The organism is Kiloniella sp. (genome assembly GCF_048270245.1).
In the GTDB taxonomy this organism is placed as follows: Bacteria; Pseudomonadota; Alphaproteobacteria; order Kiloniellales; family Kiloniellaceae; genus Kiloniella.
This window is the reverse complement of the sequence record NZ_JBLWTH010000002.1, coordinates 403,333-420,759: the sequence shown is the minus strand read 5'-3', so window position 1 is coordinate 420,759 and position 17,427 is coordinate 403,333. Positions and strand designations below refer to the sequence as shown.

The window sequence follows — 17,427 nt, the reverse complement described above, 5'->3', positions numbered from 1 at the left end:
AGGGTGAATCCTTCTTGCTCGTTCTTATCCCCGAGCAATTATTGAATATCGAAACATAAAATCTTTTAAGTAATAGGTCCTGTGAGTATGAGCTCATCAGTTAAATTGTCGTGCCGTGGTGTCTGGAAGATATTTGGACCCGACGCAAAAAACTTTCTCGTAAATCACAATCACAAACCTAGGTCGCGTGATTTGAAGGCAGCTAACCTTGTTGGTGGCGTGCGGGATGTGAATATAGATATTCACTCTGGTGAAATTTTTGTCATCATGGGCTTATCTGGATCTGGTAAATCGACATTGGTTCGCTGTCTATCTCGGCTGATTGAACCAACCGGTGGCGAGATACTTTTTGATGGACAAGACCTCTTAAAGGCTAGTGATGATGAAATGATTGAGATCCGTCGTCATAAAATGGGGATGGTTTTTCAGCACTTCGCGCTACTACCACATCTAACTGTTTTAGGTAACGTTGCTTTTCCTCTGGAAATACAAGGGATCTCAAAAGAGAAACGTGAAAAGTTAGCCCTGGAAATAATTGAACTTGTCGGCTTATCCGGGCGAGAGAACTATTATCCTCGCGAGCTTTCCGGTGGACAGCAGCAACGTGTTGGTATTGCGCGTTCACTTGCTGTTGAACCTGAAATTTGGTTTTTGGATGAGCCCTTTTCTGCGTTGGATCCCCTAATACGCCGCGAAATGCAGGACGAGTTTATCCGACTGCAGAATGTGCTCAAAAAAACCATTGTTTTCATAACGCACGATTTTGACGAAGCCATCCGTCTTGCTGACAGAATTGCAATTATGAAAGACGGTAAGGTGATACAGATTGGTACGCCAGAAGATCTCGTGATGAACCCGGCGACCGATTATGTTGCAGAATTCACGCAACACATCCCAAGGGCAAAGGTTTTGACAGCGGGTTTGTTGAAAGAATCTTATGATTCCTCAATTAAAACGTCGGGAACAGTTGCGTACGACACAGTAATTGCTGATATCGCAGATGATATCGAACGCTCTGATAAGCCTTTTGTCGTGACAACAGGCGATGACACACCTGTTGGTCTTTTAAGTCGTAAACGGGTTATGGACGTTCTCGTGGGGCGCGAGGTGTCGTTGTGATCTCAGCAATGAAGAATAAGGTTTTGGATGTACGGCCTTTTGGTTCTGCTAAAATTTTTTGGGTATTGGCACTTTTTGTAACAGTTTTTTTCTATCTCGAAGGCAAAGGACTGTTTCCGAAGTGGATGTTTAAAATTCCGCGAAAATCACAAATCCCTGTAAAGAATTATATATCCGATTTTATGAATTGGTTAGTCCAGGAAGCTAATTTTGGCTTTTTTACCTTCAAAGAACTAACACGAGGTATATCTGGCTTACTTGATCTTCCCTTGTCTTTTGCCACAAGTCTTTTTTCAACGGGGTTTATGGAAGGCCAAGGGTCTCAAGCTATTCAAATTATTCCACCCATGTCATGGATTGCGGTGATCGCGGCAGTGGTTGCAATGGGGCATTATGCCAAGGATTGGAAACTCGCAAGCTTTATTGGGGCGTGTTTTCTCTATCTGGCTATTTTTGGTCAGTGGGATAGTGCAATGGTGACTTTGGCCTCCATTGTCATTGCCGTTCCCTTTGGTGTTGTCGGGGGGTTGCTATTGGCGATCGGGGCCTATCGTTTTCCTTGGTTTGAGAAAACAATCTCTCCTGTTCTGGACTTGATGCAGACAATTCCTGTTTTTGCCTATCTGGTACCAATCCTGTTTTTGTTTGGCTTTGGGCCTGTGGCGGCGATGATTGCCACCATTATTTATGCCATGCCGCCAATGACGCGTATTGCGATTATGTCATTAAAAGGTGTGCCAAGCGAGATTATTGACTTTGGTAATATGGCTGGGTGTACCAAGCGACAGCTTATGTGGAAGGTACTTGTGCCTTCAGCAGCACCCGGTCTTATGGTCGGAGTCAATCAAGTGATTATGCTGTCATTGAATATGGTCATTATCGCATCGATGATCGGGGCTGGGGGACTGGGATATGATGTCTTGTCATCCTTACGTCGATTGGATATCGGTGGCGGGCTTGAAGCTGGTGTTGGTATCGTTGTCCTTGCGATTGCTCTTGATCGGTTGAGCCAAGCATTTGCCGCTCGGTCAGAGCCTATTCATCTTGACGGGCGGGCAAATATTATCCGACGGCACCCGTGGTCTTTATCAGTCACAGTTATTGTTCTTTTTACTCTTGTATCTGGCTTTATCGTTCCGGCTATTCAGAATTATCCCGATACTTGGGAATTGGGTGTAGGGTCTTCATTAGCTGAATTAGTTGCGTGGATTAATGTCAACTTCTTTGATGCACTTGAAGCTTATAAAACCATTGTTCTGGTTTATTTCATGGTACCCGTGAAGCTTGTTTTGCTCAAAATGCCGTGGGCTTGGACAATCCTGTTGCTCTGTGTCGGTGCGTGGCAGTTAGGAGGCAGAAAACTCTTTCTTTTAACGCTTCTTCTAAGTCTGTTTATTGTTGCGACTGGAATGTGGGAAAAAGCAATGATTACCGTATACCTTTGCGGTGTATCGGTTGTGATTGCCTGCCTTATCGGTATTCCTGTTGGTATTTTTGCCGCAGAAAACGATCGCCTCGGTCGTGTCGTACAAGTGGTGATTGATACACTGCAAACATTGCCAAGTTTTGTGTATCTGATTCCTGTTGTGATGCTGTTCCGCGTTGGCGATTTCTCAGCAATGGTCGCTGTTGTTCTCTATGCAATTGCACCAGCCATTCGGTATACAACACATGGGATACAGCAAATTCCATCGTCCTTGGTAGAGGCTGGCATAACCTCAGGGTGCACACGACGCCAATTGCTCTGGAAAGTTAAGCTGCCACTTGCGCTGCCTGAAATTCTTCTCGGCCTAAATCAAACAATTATGCTTGCTTTGTCCATGCTTGTTATTACCGCTTTGGTTGGAACACGTGATCTTGGACAGGAAGTTTATATTGCCTTGACCAAAGCAGATACCGGACGTGGGCTCGTGGCCGGACTTTCCATTGCCTTTATCGCAATTATTGCGGATCGAATGATTGCCGCAGGTTCTCGTAAAGCTAAACAACGCCTTGGATTGGGCGGGGAATTGGGACAGGAAACCCGATGACAAATAAAGAAGATATCATAATACAGCTTCCCTGTTGGGATGGTGCGGTTAACCCTGAACCTCTGGGGGGAGGGATTACCAATCACAACTATACAGTTCAGGATAATAAGGGAAAATACGTCGTTCGTTTCGGGGAAGACATCCCGGTGCATCATGTGATGCGCTTTAATGAGCTGGCGGCGAGCCAAGCAGCCTTTCAGGCTGGAATCTCACCCGAAGTGATTTTTGCTGAAAACGGCATCATGGTTTTGCGCTTCATCGAAGGAACCTGTTTTGATGAGAGTATGGTCCGTGATCGGAATAACTTGGAAAAAATTATTCCTCTGATACGGCGAGCACATACTGAAATACCAAAATTTTTACGCGGACCATCGCTTGTGTTCTGGGTATTTCATGTCATTCGGGATTATGCGGCTACCTTGAAAGCAGGGCGGAGCCGGATGATCAATGAACTACCTTGGCTTTTGAATAGCGCGACCGAATTGGAAGCAGCCGTCGGTAAGGTGGATCTGGTGTTTGGGCACAATGATTTGTTGGCGGCAAACTTCATTGATGATGGCAATCGGGTTTGGCTATTTGATTGGGATTATGCCGGGTTTAATTCCCCTCTTTTTGATCTTGGGGGGCTGGTTTCCAATTCAGCACTGGATAAATCTTCAGAACAGTGGGTACTCGAAAGTTATTTCGATAGTCCTGTGACGGATGAACTTCTGCATAGATACGAGGCGATGAAATGCGCCTCTCTCTTGCGAGAGACTATGTGGAGTATGGTGTCGGAAATTCATTCTGATATCGATTTTGATTATCAAAAATATACCGAGGAAAACCTCGATAAATTCAAAGCACAGCTTCAAGCCTTCCAAAAAAGTGAGATACTAAAATGACCGATTCAAAATCTGATACCCTGCCTAAAGATGCTCGGATAGTCGTTATTGGCGGTGGCATTGTCGGGACATCAACGGCCTATCATCTTGGCAAGATGGGGTATAGTGACACGATACTAATCGAACGCGGCAAGCTCACATCTGGCACAACATTTCACGCCGCAGGTTTGGTGGGACAGCTGCGTTCCAATGCCAACATTACCCAATTACTAGGTTATTCTGTTGACCTTTATAAGAATTTGGAAAAAGAAACAGAACAGGCCACTGGATGGAAGATGAACGGTGGTTTACGTCTGGCGTGTAATGAAGAACGTTGGACAGAGGTAAAGCGTCAAGCAACAACTGCCCATTCTTTTGGTTTGGATATGCAACTGCTTACACCTAAGGAAGCGCAAGAACTGTGGCCGATGATGACAATCGATGATGTAGTCGGTGCTGCTTTCTTACCAACAGATGGTCAGGCAAACCCATCGGACATAACACTTTCCCTTGCAAAAGGGGCGCGAATGAACGGCGTTTCAATTTTTGAAGATACCGAAGTTCTTGATGTTGAAGTGGAAGATGGCAAGGTTGTTGCCGTTGTTACTTCAAAGGGACGTATTGCCTGTGACAAGGTTGTAAACTGCTGTGGTCAATGGGCACGTCAAGAAGCAAAAAAAGTTGGCGTAAACGTTCCATTGGTGTCGGTTGAGCACCAGTTTATGATTACTGAGAAAATTGAAGGAATTACCCCGGACCTCCCGACATTGCGTGATCCTGATCGTCTGACCTACTACAAAGAAGATGTCGGTGGTTTGGTCATGGGCGGGTACGAGCCCAACGGTATTCCTTGGGCAACAAAGGGGTTCCCTGAAAAGTTCCATTTTTCCTTGCTGGATTCTAATTGGGATCATTTCGAACAGCTTATGGAGCTTGCTTTGGGGCGTGTTCCTGCACTGGAAACCGCGGGTGTTCGCGAGCTTATCAATGGCCCTGAAAGCTTCACACCGGATGGTAACTTTATTCTTGGTGAGGCCCCAGAGTTGAAGAATTACTTTGTTGGCGCTGGTTTTAACGCCTTCGGTATTGCTGCTGGTGGCGGGGCTGGTATGGCTTTGGCGGAGTGGGTTGTTAATGGCGAGCCGCCGTACGATCTGTGGCCTGTGGATATCAGAAGGTTTGGTCGCGCTCATTTTGATACTGATTGGGTCCGCAAACGCACTCTGGAAGCCTATGGTAAACACTATACAATGGCTTGGCCTTTTGAAGAGCATTCATCCGGGCGGCCTAATCGTAGATCGCCGCTTTATGATATCTTGGAAAAGCAAGGAGCCTGTTTTGGGGAGAAATTGGGATGGGAAAGACCAAACTGGTTTGCCAATAAGGGACAAGAGGCCAAAGATATCTATTCTTTCGAGCGCCAAAACTGGTTTGAGAATGTTGGTAAAGAACACCTCTTAACTCGCTCTAATGTATCTGTATTTGATCAATCATCGTTTGCTAAATTTAAACTGGTGGGGCCGGATGCTGAAAAAGCATTGAGCTGGATATGTGCAAATGATGTTTCTAAAAAAACAGGTGCGTTGATCTATACGCAAATGCTGAATGATCGCGGTGGTATTGAGTGTGATTTGACTGTGGTACGTGTTGCTGAAAACGAATTTTATATTGTAACAGGCACAGGTTACGCCACACATGATTTTGACTGGATCAGAAAAAATATACCAGAGGGATTAAACGCTCAACTTGTTGATGTAACGTCCGGTTATTCCGTTCTTTCTGTCATGGGGCCCGATGCAAGAAAAGTACTGCAGAAGATTTCCTCTGATGATCTTTCCAATGAAAATTTTGCCTTTGGTACAATGCAAACCATTGGTGTTGCAGGGGCTCCGGTTATGGCGCTCAGGGTTACCTATGTTGGGGAACTCGGCTGGGAACTCCACATCCCAACTGAATTTGCCATTAATGTTTATCAGGCCTTGATGGCGGCAGGGGAAGAATACGATATCGGCAATGCTGGATATCGGGCGATTGAAAGCCTCCGTCTGGAAAAAGGTTATCGCGCGTGGGCTTCAGATATCGGCCCAGATCATACACCGTTAGAAGCTGGCATGGGATGGGCTTGCAAGCTTAAAAAAGATATAGATTTTAAAGGTCGAAAAGCCTTGGAAACTCAAAAGGAAGAAGGCGTTAAAAAGAGTTTATGTTGCTTCACAATTGATGACACCGATGTCATTCTTTTGGGACGAGAGACGATCTATCGCAATGGCAAGCGCGTTGGTTGGTTAACTTCAGCGGGTTTTGGGTATACCGTTAACAAAAATATTGGTTACGGATATGTGCGTAATGATGAGGGCGTCAACCGCGCTTATTTAGAATCTGGAGAATATGAATTGGAAGTAGGAACAGCACGCCATAAATGCGCAATACATTTTAGCGCGTTGTTCGATCCTAAAATGGAAAAAGTGAAACAATAACTGTGCCTTAATCTGTTATCTTCAAGTGTTTTCTTTTTCTTTGATACAGCCAGTCATACGAAAGAAAATGCTTGAAGATTTATTTGTTGGTAATTGTTCAATTTTTGTCTTAGATATCTTCGTTCGAGCCATAAGGTTCGGTAAATAAGCAAATACGTGAAAAACGTAACGCCTTCCACCTCATACGGAGAAAAACCGTGAACGATAAAATTGAAAATATGCAGGGTAATTGGAATTACCCGACGACTGTTCGTTTTGGTGTTGGTCGCATCAAAGAAATTGCTGAAGTCTGCAGTGGTCTTGGAATGAGCAACCCCCTTCTTATTACAGATGCAGGCCTTGCCGCCTTGCCAATGGTTGCGGATGTTGTTGCAACGTGTAAAGCAGCTGGTCTTGGTTGTGATGTCTTCAGTGACATCAAACCGAACCCTATCGGTCAAAACATCATGGATGGTGTTACTTACTATCACGCAGGCAAACACGATGGTGTTATTGCTTTTGGTGGTGGTTCTGGTCTGGATGCTGCAAAAGCTGTTGCCCTTATGGTCGGTCAGGATCGTCCGCTTTGGGACTTTGAAGATGTTGGCGATAACTGGACACGCGCCAATGCAGACAAGATTGCACCAATCGTTGCAGTGCCAACTACATCTGGTACAGGTTCAGAAGTTGGCCGTGCTTCCGTTATTACGCACGAAGAAACACACGTTAAAAAAATCATTTTCCATGCGAAGATGATGCCATCTGTTGTTATTGATGATCCTGAATTGACTGTTGGTCTTCCGGCAAAGCTGACAGCTGCAACAGGCATGGATGCGCTTTCACATAATCTGGAAGCATTCTGTGCACCAGGCTATCACCCAATGGCTGATGGTATTGCTGTTGAAGGTATTCGCCTGATCCAGAAATCTTTAGTGAAAACTGTCGAAGACGGAACCGATCTGGTTGCTCGTTCTGATATGATGATTGCATCAAGCATGGGCGCGACTGCTTTCCAAAAAGGCTTAGGCGGTATGCATGCACTAGCTCACCCTCTTGGGGGGATTTATGACGCGCACCACGGTATGTTGAACGCTATCCTGATGCCATATGTGTTGATTGCGAACCGTTCTGTGATCGAAGATCGTGCTGCTTATCTTGCCCGTTGTCTTGATCTGAAAGACGCTTCCTTTGATGGCTTGTTGCAGTGGGTGATGGACCTTCGCACAACACTAGACATTCCTAATGCTTTGTCTGCGATTGGTATTGATGAAGACAAGGTTGATGAAATCGGTGTTCTTGCGACACAGGATCCATCTGCTGGCGGCAACCCAATCAAGTTCACACCCGAAGAGTATTCTGCGATCCTTCTAAAGGCGATCCGGGGTGACCTTGGCTAAGGGTAAAAGAGAAAATCTTTAGAGATTTTGTGATATAGGAAACCGGGAATGTTAAGCATTCCCGGTTTTTTGTTTCTGAAGATCTATTGATATTTGATTTTTTAGGGCCGTTTAAGGAGATAATGATCAACGCCTTTTGCGACATGTACAGCCATGGAGAAACACCCCTGGAGCAAATAACCACCGGTTGGGGCTTCCCAATCCAGCATTTCCCCAGCAACAAAAACACCTGTTAGGTGCTTTAGCATTAAGTTGTCGGTGCAAGAATCAAAGGTGATACCGCCAGCTGTCGAGATCGCCCTGTCTATTGGTCTTGCCTTGTTAAGAGTAACAGGTAGGGCCTTTATTTTTTCTGCAAGGATCTGGGGGCTGTTAAACTCTTCTTTGCTTGTAAGGGCTTTGAGCAAGTTAAGGCTAACAGGTGATAATCTGATCTCTTGCCTAAGGAACTTTCCAAGTGACAGATGTTTTGCCCTCTCTGAGAGGGCTTTTGCCAGTCGTTCTTTACTGTGTTTAGGCTTTAGGTCAATGAAGGCTGTTGTTGATTGGTGACTGTTTATTGCTTCTCTTATTGATTTGCTGAGCGCATAGACTGCGCCTCCCTCTAGACCATATGAAGAAAGCATGATTTCTCCCTTTACTGTTATATCAGCATGGGTGAGAGAGATATTTTTAAGGGGATGGCCAAAAGAGCTTTCTGGTAGCAATTGAGGCCAGTGTGTTTCGTATCCGCAATTTGCCGGTTCTAAAGATTTTATGTTGATTTTTTCTTTTGTAAGTATTGGAACCCATGCAGCATTAGATCCTAATTTACCCCAACTGGCGCCACCTAAGGCAAGTACCGTAGCCTGTGGCGATATGTTAATGACTTGGTTCTCGCTGTCTTCTATAAGTAAATTTTTTTGCTCATCAAAACCGATCCACTTATGGCGGGTAAAGAGCTTTAATCCTTTGTCAGATAGGTCGGATAACCAAGCGCGCAAAATCTCTGTTGCTTTAAACTTTGTTGGAAATACGCGTCCACTGGATCCGACAAAAGTTTCCTGTCCGAGGGTATGACAGAAATCTCTTAAATCATTTGGTGTGAACTGGTGTAAAAGAGAAGTGAAGAGGGGAACATTTTCATAATAGCGGGTGGCAAATTTATCGAGTGGCTCGCTATGTGTAAGGTTAAGGCCGCCACGACCAGCAAGTTGGAACTTTCTGGCTACTGAGGGCTTGGCATCGTAGAGATGAACACTGTGGCCCATTTCTAACAATTTGTATGCGACCATAAGTCCTGCGGGGCCGCCCCCTATAATAGCAATGAATTTTGATGTTTCGTTCACATAACTCTCCTGCGGAAAGAGTTATATAGGCAATAGGTTAAGCCGTGTCATCCGTTTCCCCAAAAAATCATCGGTAGGTATAGAATGTTTAATTGTAAAACCTTGTTCGCAATTAATTTTAGAAGGTTTGGAGCGCAGACTATTCTTGATCTTTTTCTTTCTCTAGGTCTTTATCTTTTAAAGCTTTAAGCACTTTTTCAGCAAAGGCGCCTTGATCATGTCTGGCGTGAAGAAAAAGTTCGACTGTTTTTCTAGCTGATTCTTTGTCATAGGGAACCTGCCCGTTCATTCGAAGCTCAACTTCCTTTAAAACTTTTGGATCAAGTTTGCCACGGAGAGATCTCAAATCATTGAGGACTTTTTCCTTGATATCTTCATCTGCCATTGGCGGTTCCCTTAAACAGCGGTTCTAGGTATATCGTCATACTACACCATTTTGCCATGGAATGGACACAACTTGGGTATATTTTTCGAAATAACTATTATGCTAGGTAAAACACGATCTTTTCTACTGGAGAGCACTATTGTAGCCTTTTACTTTATTCAGTGAGGCAAAAGCTGTAATTTAGAGTTGCCATTCAGTAAGTTTGTTGTATATCAACGGTTAGGCGCGTAATAGAGGCGCAGCTTGATTTTAACACAATTAGTATGGATAAAAATATAGATGTCTCTCGGTCTTCGTGAAACCCGTCGCCGTCGTTCAAACAATTTCCGTTGGGCGGTTTTCAAATGGACAATAGCTTTAATTCTTGTCGGTGCCGCAGGTTGGTACTCGTACCGGGCTGGGCTTGAGCTTGCAAATCGTAAGGTTATCACCCTGAACGATAAAAATAGTGAGCTGGAACAAACCGTTCAGGAACTTATGGAATTAAGAGACGAGCTTAATAGTAACCTGGAAGCGACCAAAGAGACTGCTGCCGGTTGGGAGAACAGATATCAAAAAGATGTGCCAACTGGCGAGTTGAAGATTATCGTGACCGATTTGCAGGAAAAGATTAAGAACGGGGTTTCCCTTGAACGTCTTAAGTTCTTGATTGCGAGCGCTGAAAATAAACGTGTATGTGACAATAATCCTGAAGAAAAACGCTTTTATGTAAACACGCCGATTTATACAGGGGTAAACGATAGCGTCAGTTTTGCGCGTGGTGGAGTTACCATTACCGCGAAGGGTGAGTCAGCATACAATGCCGAAGATAAAATCGAAGCATGGTATGATCCGGCTAAGCCATTGGACTTTGTTTTCACAACTCTGGGCGGTAAGTCTGTGAAGTTGTCGGGTAAATTACCACTACACAAATCTATTGTTGTAAATGGATCTGAGTATAAATTTACCCTGAAAACAGGTGCTAAAGGTTTTGTCCAGGTTATTGGTGATCGTTGTGATTACCCCTGATTTACCCTGTTCTTAAGGCTAAGGGATGTTAATCGAAGCGTTGAATTTTCTTTCTGCCAGATGCGAAGGTAAATTCAAACGCTTCGGCTATTTACACGAAGCGATTGCTATTGACGCTCGCTTTCGACGATGTAAATCAGCCTGGAAGTCCCATCTTGAAAATACCAAGTCCGAAATTGTATCGGCAATTGATAAAGCGTCTAAACACGCGAAGGTCGTCGTTTTAGGGGCTGGGGCCGGATACGATATCCCTTTGGACGAACTTGAACGTCAATTTGATCGTGTGGTTCTGGTCGATGTTGTTTTTTTGAGATCCATACGAAAAAAAGCCCAGAGAAGTTCGAAGATCACATTGGTTGAATCTGATCTTACGGGGCTTGTTGATTCCCTGGAATCTTTGAGTTCAGATTTTGATGTTAAAGAAATTCAAAGCACGCCACCAGTCGATCTGTTAGATGGCGCTGACCTTGTTATCTCTTGTAATATTTTATCTCAACTACCGATCTGTATTCAGAACTGGCTCATAAAGTCGGGTGTAGATGAGGATGATGGTGATTTGCAAAAATGTTGTCGAAAGATCATAACAGATCACCTTAAGTGGCTGGAAAAATCTGATTCTTCTGTCTTGTTAATAACAGATTTAGAACGCCGGGTTGAACCTATTAAAGCAATGGAAGAGGGCGAAATAAGGGATAACGCGCTCTATGGTCTGAAATTCAATAAGCTTGCGGCAAGCTGGATTTGGGATATTGCCCCAAGCCCGGAAGTAGACACGGAATATCATTTAAAGCACCTCGTTGGTTCTGTGTATCTAAAAGAAGATGATTTTTTTGATATTTTCTGATGGACTGTTTTCTTAATTTATCAAACGGCACGCCGATTTAGATCGGTATTACTTAACGAAAGTTTAAGTACATTTCCGTTACTTTAGCATGAGTTTTGTTTTGTGCGTCTGAACGGAGAAAAGATATGTCCTTAATACTTGCCAAAAGGATAGTTATCCTTGGGGGGATATCCGTAGTATTGTCTGGCTGTTCCGTGATGCATAATATTTCATCCGCCGTTGGTATTAAGCTGCCCAAAAATGAGGTTGCGCAGGGAAGTGTAGATCCCGTTGAAGATAATGGGATGGACGAACAGAGCCAACAGGTTTTCGATATTGCTGAAGCGACGTATAATAGAGGTGATTACCGCACAGCAATTGGACTTTATCAGCGTGTGTTTGAACTGAACCCCGATAATCCCCAACCTATGCTTAGGATCGGAGCAATCCTCAATAAAAGAGGAGAGCCATTGGCTGCAGGGCAGGCATATCGACAGGTTTTAGCTGTCGATCCACAGAATGTTGAAGCGAAACGCGGTCTTGGGCTTTCTTTTATGGCTAGGGGGCAGCTGGATCTTGCGATAGAGCAATTTTCTGAAGGTCTCGCGGTAGAAAAAAATACCAAACTATTGAATGCTATGGGGGTCGCCTATGATAAGAAAGGTGAGCGTCAAACCGCACAAGAGTACTATAAAGCAGGATTAGAGATGGATAAGGAAAACCTTACCCTTCAAAGTAATTACGGGCTTTCAATGTCATATGAAGGCCGCCATGACGAGGCACTGGCTATCTTGTATCCTCTGTCTAAAAACCCTAAGGCAACCGTACAGCATCGACAGATACTGGCCATGGCTTATACTCTCTCTGGTGATTTGGATGCCGCCGAGCAGACATCGCGGATTGATATGGATGATGCAGATGTGGCGAAAAGAATGCGGTACTTTAATTCTTTGACACCAGAAACAACTAAGCCCTCATCTTTGGCTGTAAATGATAGCACAGTCAGGGCGAAGGCTAAAAGCCCTGTGGAGCCTATAGAGAGCCAAGTAATTAATTAAAATTAAAATTAAAATTAAAATTAAAATTAAAATTAAAATATAATAAAGGCCATACTTTACTCGTGGACGGCGTTTGTTGATTAGTAACGATTAACAAAGCTGTCCAATGTTCTCATCACAGCAGGACCAAGCAGGACGATAAAAAGCGGTGGCAAAATAAAGATCACCATTGGTACCGTCATAATTGCTGGGAGCTTGGCGGCTTTTTCTTCTGCTTTCATCAATCGTTCATGCCTTAGTTCATTACTCATTACCCTGAGAGATTGCGATAAAGGCGTTCCGAATTTTTCGGATTGTATCAGAGCATTTACCAAACTTCGCATCATAGATATATCGACACGACTGGCGAGGTTATTAAGGGCTTTTTTGCGATCTGGTAAAAAGCCTAATTCTAGAGAGGTTAGGGATAGCTCGTCCGCTAGTTCTGGGGCTGCATCGGCCATTTCCTTTGATACCCTTGCAAATGCCGCGTCCAGGCTAAGTCCGGCTTCTGTGCAAATAACCATTAAATCCAAACCATCAGGTAGTGATTTTCGGATGACTTCTTGGCGTTTAATGATTGAATTTTTTAAAAGGATATCGGGAAGCTTTGCACAAAGTAAAGTTGCGCCGATAGTTGCGACGGCCTGTCCCATTGGGGCAAGGTTTATTGCTTTGAGAACATAGATATATAAATAGGCAAAGGACGCTCCGCATATCGGAGAAATAAGCTTGAAAAAGAGATAGCGGTATAGTGCCTCTGGGGTCCGTTTCCCCGCCCTGGAAAGCATAAAGGCATACTTTTCGGCTTGATCATTTTTCATCAGCTTGAAAAAATCAACAACCTGCCTCATTAGATTTTCTGATTTAGGGGTTATACTTCTGTGTTGCTTAGGGGTTAGATAGCTAGTGCGTAAACCATCTCGTAACTTAGCAAGTTCTGCAGTCTTTTTGGTGCTCGGATCTCTTTCGAGTAATGAATACCAGATAGCAATAAATATCGCTAAAACGGTCAAGCTGGCGCTTAAGATTAGAAATTGCTCTTCAGTGAAACTGGCAGGGATGATGTCTGATAAATTCATATTTCAAATTTCACCATTTTGTACATAACCCCACAACCAAGAGCGATCATAAACAACCCGATACCCAGTGCTACATGCCCCCTCGGGTCTGTCAAAAGCTGTGATGTATAGCCAGGGTTCATTGTATGAATAAGTGCAAACATGACGAAAGGCAGAGAGCCAATGATATAGGCGGATGCTTTTGCCTCTGAAGACATTGCTTTAATCTTCAAGTGCATTTGTTTTCTTTTTCGCAATATATCGGACAGGTTCGCGAGTGTTTCAGATAGGTTACCACCAGTTTCCATTTGTATAGAAAGGGCGACGGTAAAAAATTGAAACTCTTGAAGACCCAGACGATTTTGTGCCTTAGCGAGTTCATCTGGGAGCTTACCCCCAATTTTAACCCCATTTGTGACTTTTACCAATTCTGTTCCAACAGGGTCGCCAATTTCTTCGCCCGCATTTTTAATTGCTTCTGTAATTGGTAAGCCAGCCTTTAAAGCTCTTACCATGAGATCTATAGCGTCAGGAAAAAGGGCTAGAAATTTTTTCTGACGCCTTTTCTTAAGCACATAAAGCCCAAAGTGGGGGGCGCAGAGGCCAAAGATAATTGCCAATAGCGCTTTTAATATCACCGGTTTGTCTGTTGTAATGTGAAAGATACCAAAAAAGAAGATACCCACAATAATTGAGATAATTAACAAGCGACCGAGGTTGGGGTGTAAACCTGCTTTTTGCATGTTTTCTCTTAACAAATCAGGCTTGGGTGTTAAGTGCCTGATAATCTCGTCAAGTTTAACATTCCCGCTACCTTCGGTTTGCCGCCGAATACTTAGATGTGTTGTGGGTAATGGGGATTGATTTTTTGCACTATTAACAATGTTCTTTATTCTTGTTTTTGTATGTTTATTGTCTGGCTTTAAAATTAGATAAAGCAAGATCATGAGCATGAGTAAGATGACGGTAATTACTGTCATTATCTGCAAATCAGTTGCGCGACCCGCCGCTATATCTTGAAATAATCCGATCATCCCATGGCATCCATTAAGTGTTTACCCAGGCTAAAGTATTCTGCTTTCGGGAAGAAGAAGGGCCGTAAGCCTGTGGATTTAAACTCACCAGTAAGGTTCCCATCTTTATCTTCCCCTAAGAAGTTGAAGGTAAATAGATCTTGCGTGGTGACAATATCGCCTTCCATACCGATGACTTCAGTTACATGAGTAATTCTTCGCATACCATCGCGCATTCGAGAGACTTGAATAATCATATCAAGAGCATCAGCAATTTGGGTGCGAACAGCTTTGGCTGGGAGGTTAATTCCGGCCATTCCAACCATGTTCTCAAGGCGGGTAAGAGCTTCTCTTGGCCTGTTGGCGTGAACTGTACCGAGGGATCCATCGTGTCCTGTGTTCATAGCCTGAAGCATGTCAACTGCTTCTGACCCACGTATCTCACCCAATATGATTCGATCTGGTCGCATACGGAGCGAGTTTTTAACGAGATCACGCATGGTAATCGCGCCTTCACCTTCAAGGTTGGGGGGGCGTGTTTCCAAGCGAACCACATGGGGTTGTTGCAACTGAAGCTCGGCGGCATCTTCAATTGTAACGATGCGTTCGCCGTGATCAATCATTTGAGACAAAGCATTTAAAAGTGTTGTTTTTCCTGAACCTGTTCCGCCTGAAATCAGGATGTTTAACCTACTTCGCGAAGCAATTTTCATCACTGTAGCCATCTCAGGCGATATATTTTTTTGTTTTTTCATAATATCGAGGGTGATGTTTTGCTTGGCGAACTTTCTTATAGAGATAGACGAGCCATCAATAGCAAGTGGTGGAATAATGATGTTTACACGGCTACCATCAGCAAGTCGGGCATCACACAGCGGGGTGGTTTCGTCGACACGCCGACCAACATGAGCCACTATTCGTCTAGCTACGTTCATTACATGGTCATTATCTCTAAACACCACGTCAGTAAGTTGAAGTTTACCACCTTTTTCAATATAGACTTGGTTCGGCCCATTCACCATGATGTCGGTTATACCTTCGTCAGCTAGCAAAGGTTCGAGTGGTCCTAAGCCGAGCATATCTGCAAGAATAAGCTCAATGACTGCTGATTTCTCTGGCGCGTTCAGGCGTAATTTATCTTCAAAAAGAATTTCACCAACAATTTCACCTAATTGGCTGGAAAGCTCTTCTTTTGGAAGCTTTGAGGCCGCAGAAATGTCCAATCGGTCCATTACTTTGGGTTGTATGATCGATTTAGCTTCTTCAATATTACCAGATGCTGAACTGGCCTGCTGTTCGGTGTTTGTATTTGGTTGCTTGGGTTTGTTTATGGGGTAGGGCCTGCTTTCAAATTTAGAAAGGGATGGGACAGGGACAACCTCTGCTTCGGTCTTGTTTTCTTCTTCTTTTCGAACGTCAGTTACATACCAATCAATAAGATTCGTAATCAATGCCCGTCTTTGCAATAGGTTAAATTCACTGCTTTGATTTTCTAATTCTTCAGTGACTATTTGCCCTATTTTCAAGCTTAATTCTGGACGTGACATTACAGAGGCAGGTTTATCTGCCAGCTTAGATTTTAGTAATGCTTTAAACTGTTGGTCTTGTTGATTGCCGTCAGCTTGCTCAGTATTCTGTTCGTGTTGCATTACGAGAGACCAATTAGTTTACGCCAGGTAGCTTTTTTCGATTGTGTATTATCTGTAGGAGCGACAAGTTTAGCGAGTTTGATAAAGGCTTTTGACTGTTTAGCTTTTGGGTCAAGCGCGACAGAAGGCTTACCATTATTGGCCGCTTTTATAGACAGCTTGATGTCTTCTGGAATTTCAATATCAACCCTGACACCAAGAGCTTTTGCAAACTCTGACGCAGGAATTGCTGATTGAGTACTGCCTGTTTTATTCGCAACGACAATGACCCGACAGTCTTGATTTATTGTTTTTATTAAGCTTTGGGCTCTGATGGTATCTCTTAGGCAGGGTAAATTGTATTCTGTCACAAGAATAACCGTACCCGCCTCGGATAGAATGTCTTTTCTAAGCTTAACTGCCGACTTGGGCGTGTCGACAATAAGTTGCTGATGCTCCCGAGAGAGGGCTTCCATCAAAATAGCTACCCCGTCTTGGGTAAATGACAGATCTTCTGTCAAATTTTCTTCAGTTGCCATAATAGCAAGGTTTTCAGACAGCTTCGCCGTGGTACTGGATATGAAAAGACTATCTAGCCGTTCTGGATTCTCTAGTGCTTCTCGTAGTCCTTGGGTTGGCTCAATGTCTAGGGTAAGTGCGATTGTGCCAAACTCGATATCCATATCCAAAAGGGCAGTCTTTATTTTTAGTTCTTCGGCGAGTAACCAAGCTAAATTAACTGCGACAGTACTTGCGCCGACCCCGCCACGAACGCCTAAGACAATTGTCTTATTGTTCTCTGATGGAATGACGTCATCTTCTTGCGAAATGTATACGACATTTGATTTATCAGCATTGTGGACCGCAGTTAGTAATGCTTTCTCTGTTAATGGCTTTAGTACATACTCTGACACACCGATTTCGATCATTTCTCGATAAAAGCCGATATCATTTATCGATCCGACTGAAATTAACTTGGTGTTTTCAGGCAGAGCAGTAATCAGTGAAAATAGAGACGTAGCAGCAGATAATTCGTCATTACCTATATCGACTAACAGATATTTTGGGGCAGGGTTGTCACCAAGATAAGACATGGCATCTTGGCACTGCCCATCCCTTACTTCTGCGGCAAAACCAAGTTGTCTTGATACAGCTAGGGCCACATCGTGGGTCTGTCCATCACTAACAAACGCAACAAGTTCGGCGGCTGTGTCGAGATCCTCATTTAAGTCCCCAAAAATATCATCAATTTCATTTGAAGCCATTTTACATTAGTGCC

At 43.8% G+C, this 17,427-nt stretch carries 14 protein-coding genes; 8 read left to right on the top strand and 6 right to left on the bottom strand.

All coding sequences use genetic code 11. The annotated features are described in order from the left end of the window. Positions 1-87: 87 nt before the first annotated feature. The 5 genes from ACN0W5_RS07190 to ACN0W5_RS07170 all read left to right on the top strand — a co-directional run bounded on the left by ACN0W5_RS07190 (position 88) and on the right by ACN0W5_RS07170 (position 7,865). Positions 88-1,119, top strand: a complete 1,032-nt coding sequence (locus tag ACN0W5_RS07190; protein WP_417453464.1) for a quaternary amine ABC transporter ATP-binding protein — start codon at positions 88-90, stop codon at positions 1,117-1,119. 8 nt (positions 1,120-1,127) lie between these two features. After that, positions 1,128-3,149: an ABC transporter permease gene (locus ACN0W5_RS07185; protein WP_417453463.1), complete on the top strand. Its 2,022-nt coding sequence runs from the start codon at positions 1,128-1,130 to the stop codon at positions 3,147-3,149. Continuing rightward, positions 3,146-4,033 (top strand): phosphotransferase, encoded by an 888-nt coding sequence (locus ACN0W5_RS07180; protein ID WP_417453462.1) that lies wholly within the window; start codon positions 3,146-3,148, stop codon positions 4,031-4,033. The genes ACN0W5_RS07185 and ACN0W5_RS07180 overlap by 4 nt, the downstream gene beginning before the upstream one ends. Beyond that, entirely contained in the window at positions 4,030-6,489 is a 2,460-nt protein-coding gene (locus tag ACN0W5_RS07175) for a GcvT family protein (RefSeq protein ID WP_417453461.1), read from the top strand. Before ACN0W5_RS07180 ends, ACN0W5_RS07175 begins: the two co-directional genes overlap by 4 nt. A 197-nt stretch (positions 6,490-6,686) precedes the next feature. Then, positions 6,687-7,865 carry an iron-containing alcohol dehydrogenase gene (locus tag ACN0W5_RS07170; RefSeq protein ID WP_299380722.1) on the top strand — a complete coding sequence of 393 codons (1,179 nt, stop codon included), beginning with the start codon at positions 6,687-6,689 and terminating at the stop codon, positions 7,863-7,865. 101 nt (positions 7,866-7,966) lie between these two features. On the opposite strand, the gene ACN0W5_RS07165 is transcribed toward ACN0W5_RS07170, so the two are convergent. Both ACN0W5_RS07165 and ACN0W5_RS07160 read right to left on the bottom strand, forming a co-directional pair. After that, on the bottom strand, positions 7,967-9,193 hold the full coding sequence (locus tag ACN0W5_RS07165) for a TIGR03862 family flavoprotein (protein ID WP_417453460.1): 1,227 nt from the start codon (positions 9,191-9,193) through the stop codon (positions 7,967-7,969). Between the two features lie 139 nt (positions 9,194-9,332). Continuing rightward, a complete protein-coding gene (locus ACN0W5_RS07160) occupies positions 9,333-9,578 on the bottom strand; it encodes a hypothetical protein (protein ID WP_417453459.1) in 246 nt (81 codons plus the stop codon). Between the two features lie 279 nt (positions 9,579-9,857). Here ACN0W5_RS07160 and ACN0W5_RS07155 point away from each other — a divergent pair, with 279 nt between their 5' ends. The 3 genes from ACN0W5_RS07155 (at position 9,858) to ACN0W5_RS07145 (ending at position 12,467) form a co-directional block, all read left to right on the top strand. After that, complete coding sequence (locus ACN0W5_RS07155; RefSeq protein WP_417453458.1) at positions 9,858-10,586, top strand: hypothetical protein; 729 nt, start codon at positions 9,858-9,860, stop codon at positions 10,584-10,586. Positions 10,587-10,611: 25 nt separating this feature from the next. Beyond that, positions 10,612-11,430, top strand: a complete 819-nt coding sequence (locus ACN0W5_RS07150; protein ID WP_417453457.1) for a hypothetical protein — start codon at positions 10,612-10,614, stop codon at positions 11,428-11,430. Positions 11,431-11,555: 125 nt separating this feature from the next. Then, complete coding sequence (locus tag ACN0W5_RS07145; protein ID WP_417453456.1) at positions 11,556-12,467, top strand: tetratricopeptide repeat protein; 912 nt, start codon at positions 11,556-11,558, stop codon at positions 12,465-12,467. A gap of 80 nt (positions 12,468-12,547) precedes the next feature. Here the strand turns inward: ACN0W5_RS07145 and ACN0W5_RS07140 are convergent, their stop codons facing one another. Genes ACN0W5_RS07140 through ACN0W5_RS07125 form a run of 4 tightly spaced genes read right to left on the bottom strand, consistent with a single transcriptional unit; the run spans position 12,548 to position 17,413 of the window. Continuing rightward, a complete protein-coding gene (locus tag ACN0W5_RS07140) occupies positions 12,548-13,528 on the bottom strand; it encodes a type II secretion system F family protein (protein ID WP_417453455.1) in 981 nt (326 codons plus the stop codon). After that, positions 13,525-14,541, bottom strand: a complete 1,017-nt coding sequence (locus ACN0W5_RS07135; protein WP_417453454.1) for a type II secretion system F family protein — start codon at positions 14,539-14,541, stop codon at positions 13,525-13,527. The genes ACN0W5_RS07140 and ACN0W5_RS07135 overlap by 4 nt, the downstream gene beginning before the upstream one ends. Then, a complete protein-coding gene (locus ACN0W5_RS07130) occupies positions 14,538-16,169 on the bottom strand; it encodes a CpaF family protein (RefSeq protein ID WP_417453453.1) in 1,632 nt (543 codons plus the stop codon). Before ACN0W5_RS07130 ends, ACN0W5_RS07135 begins: the two co-directional genes overlap by 4 nt. After that, positions 16,169-17,413 (bottom strand): AAA family ATPase, encoded by a 1,245-nt coding sequence (locus tag ACN0W5_RS07125; RefSeq protein WP_417453452.1) that lies wholly within the window; start codon positions 17,411-17,413, stop codon positions 16,169-16,171. Before ACN0W5_RS07125 ends, ACN0W5_RS07130 begins: the two co-directional genes overlap by 1 nt. Positions 17,414-17,427 lie beyond the last annotated feature (14 nt).